At 46.7% G+C, this 3,052-nt stretch carries 3 protein-coding genes; 1 reads left to right on the forward strand and 2 read right to left on the reverse strand.

Translation table 11 applies throughout. The annotated features are described in order from the left end of the window. The coding region (locus H9S92_RS05960; RefSeq protein ID WP_187465804.1) for an IS5 family transposase at window positions 1–576 on the forward strand (576 nt) is incomplete at its 5' end. 205 nt (window positions 577–781) lie between these two features. Here H9S92_RS05960 and H9S92_RS05965 read toward each other — a convergent pair. Further along, window positions 782–1,414 (reverse strand): hypothetical protein, encoded by a 633-nt coding sequence (locus H9S92_RS05965; protein ID WP_187465805.1) that lies wholly within the window; start codon window positions 1,412–1,414, stop codon window positions 782–784. Between the two features lie 3 nt (window positions 1,415–1,417). Continuing rightward, window positions 1,418–3,052: RHS repeat domain-containing protein (locus H9S92_RS05970; protein WP_406612096.1), on the reverse strand; the 1,635-nt coding region annotated here is incomplete at its 5' end.

Genomic DNA, 3,052 nt, shown 5'->3' on the forward strand with positions numbered 1-3,052 from the left:
ACAGGAGTAAAAGTTTATGGTGAAGGCGAGTGGAAATGCCGTAAACATGGATGGAGTAAGCGTCGTACGTGGCGAAAATTGCACTTAGGCGTCGACCCAGAAACTGGGTTTATTCATTGTCACACGACAACGACAAACTCCGAGAGCGATGAGTCACAAGTGGACGATTTATTAAATCAAGTGAAAGCTCCTATTGAAGAAGTTTATATGGATGGTGCATATGACGCTCAAAGCTGCTATGATGGATTGATCGCCCGCAACATTACCCCGGTTATTCCGCCCCAAAAAGGAGCTGTGGAGTGGTATTGGGAGGAAGAAAATGATTACCCCGATTATCCTCGCAACGTAGCGGTAAGGCGAATTAATGAAATTGGCCGAGCCAAATGGAAGAAAGAAGTGGGCTACCACCGAAGAAGCCTTTCGGAGACGGCGATGTTTAGATACAAAGCTATTTTTGGGAGCCAACATTATTCGCGATCAATTAAAACTCAAACCCAAGAAAACAAAATAAAAATTAAAGCTCTAAATCAGATGACAGCCTTTGGTATGCCAATTTCTAAAATTAAAATTGATTAATTTATAATAACCGCAGCGCAAGCTTTGCCCCAAATCTTCATGCAACAACGCCGTCTACCATTAGTTATTAATTGAGTTCATCAGTCGATTACACTTGAAATGACACAGCATCGACAATTTATCTGGTCGTGGAAAAAATCTTCTACTCTACGATTCAGTTAAACGATGAAGTACAAAGGGCATATTTAGAGAGGCTGAAAAAAAGTCAATCTGAAATTTCTACTTCCCCATTGTGATTTACGTGTATTACCTTAGCATATTCCATGTTCGTATCAGGATCATCTTGATAATAAGATAAAGACTGATACATGAAATCAGCACTAAATGGAGATTTTAAATAGCACCAGGAGTCATAACTGCTAACTGAATAAAGCCACTGGGACGCCATTTCAAAAATTGAGATCACCTTATCATCAATGAAATTAATACCATACATCTTCCGGTCAAGACCGCAAGCAAAAGATGGATTATCCTCAAAAACTATTACTGTAGATAGTTTAGGCTGTAAAACGTATCGGAGCTCTCCAATAACAAAGAAATCTGCTAAACAGGCACCACTTCGGTGCTTTCCCCCTGCATAGCACGAGATGTAAGATAAAATGTCGCGTAAGTCGGTTGTAAACTCATCGCCCAAAGGGATCAACTGTATCAGGTGACTATTTTTGATCCGAAAAGTATCTCCAATTAAGCGAGGGATCCGAAAATCCAGAAAAAGATCGTGCTTTGAATATACCGATCTTAGCGAATCGGGAAGGTTGAAAGCTGAAATTGGATCACACTGACCAAATACTAATGCTGGGGGCAACAAAAATAAATAAAACAAGATAATTTTGTGCATATTTTAAAATTTTATATTAGGCATCAATAACAAGTCACTTGGGTAAAGGTGATTTTGTAGTGAGCTTCCATAATTAGGATCGTACCGCATATTTAACCTTTTGAAAACTGCTCTGTCCCAATGAGATATGGCCGCATGATGTCTTTGTGCGCCAAATATCCCTGCGTTGAACAATTTTGCATGGTAGTATTCATGACCAATGGTATGAAACAACCTAGCTTCGCTCTGAAAAGCAAACTTAAAAAGGTAGATTCTATTACTACCTGGACCTAATGGAACCGTAATACCCGCTTTGACATCTCCTTTGGCCCCTCTTAAAAACCCTTCACTATCAACAGATGCCCCATCCATTCCAGGAGCACCTTCAGGATAGCTACCATCTGCGATTAAATCCACGTAATCAGGGATTTCGCCGTATCCTAGCTGGAAGTAATGTTCAGCATTTTTTTGCGTATACGGAATAGGAACAAGATTATGCGCCGCATGATTCAACCCAGCAGTAATAGCCCCCTGCGCCGCCCCTTTCCAGAAGCTCCCTCCTGCAAGTGCACTACCTACACCGCCGGCTAAGGCCCCTGCGGCAATTTGTAAGCCAGCACTTCCACCCGAGGCACCAACTATGGAACCGGTAACCGACGAAAAAGCCCCTGCTGCCGCTCCCGAAAGAAAATTCCCTCCCTGCGCAGCCGATATTGAGCCCCCTACAAAAGCATGGGCTCCGGCCTGGAAAGCAGCTCGCCCGCCTTGAGGCAAGAGCCCCGCCGCCCCACCAATGATGTTACTGGCTCCTCCTGCAAATGCCCCAAAAAATGCAGCTTGGGCCGCGCCTTGGAAAAAAGGACGGTCATTAAATAAATTTCCAATGCCATTGCCAATTACCCCGATCACAGCCCCAACCAGAAGCGGGTTATCCCCATCCGGATCGTTATATACCAACGGGCTGTTCATCATAGCCTGGTAGGAGGAGTACGGAGTAAATGCTTCCACATCCGGATCCACCGACCACCAACGCCCCACCACCGGGTCCAGCGTCCGGTAGAGGGCCATGTTTACGTCCAGGTCAAAAGCGTCCAGGTGCTCAATGCCGTTGTATTGGTAGGCGGACTTTGCACCTGCGGTCGCGCCCATCCAGGGGCCGGTCATCTTCATCCCAAATGGGTAATAATGCTCCTCCTGAATAATCTCGCTCGGCACCTCGGGGATGCCGTTGTTGTTCAGGTCGGCGTACATTATTCTGGTATTTCCCAGATGGTCCGTCAGCACATATTGCCATTCCTGGGCCGCGCCCGTGAAGCGGATGCGCCCCTCGGCGTGGTGGATGGATTCGAGGGTTTTGGCCCCCACGCCATTTTGCAGGTATTCAATACCCCCGACGTAATCCCGCGTTTCTTCCGGGCTCCCAAAACTCGTTTTCTTTTCCCGCCTCAGGAGCGTGCCCGCAGCATCGTAGGTGAGGTCCAGCCGCTGGTTATTGGCCCACACGATGCTGGTGGGCAGGTCTTGGTGGTTATAGGTAATGGTGATGCCCCGGCTGGGGTCGGTTCTCAGGTTTCCGTTTCCGTAGGTATCGTAAGTATAATTGGGGAGCCCTGGCTTGTAGCCCAGGGTGGTGGAGCCGGGGGTGGTTTCGTTGATGTC

This window comes from Neolewinella lacunae, from assembly GCF_014349155.1.
Classification (GTDB): Bacteria; Bacteroidota; Bacteroidia; order Chitinophagales; family Saprospiraceae; genus Neolewinella; species Neolewinella lacunae.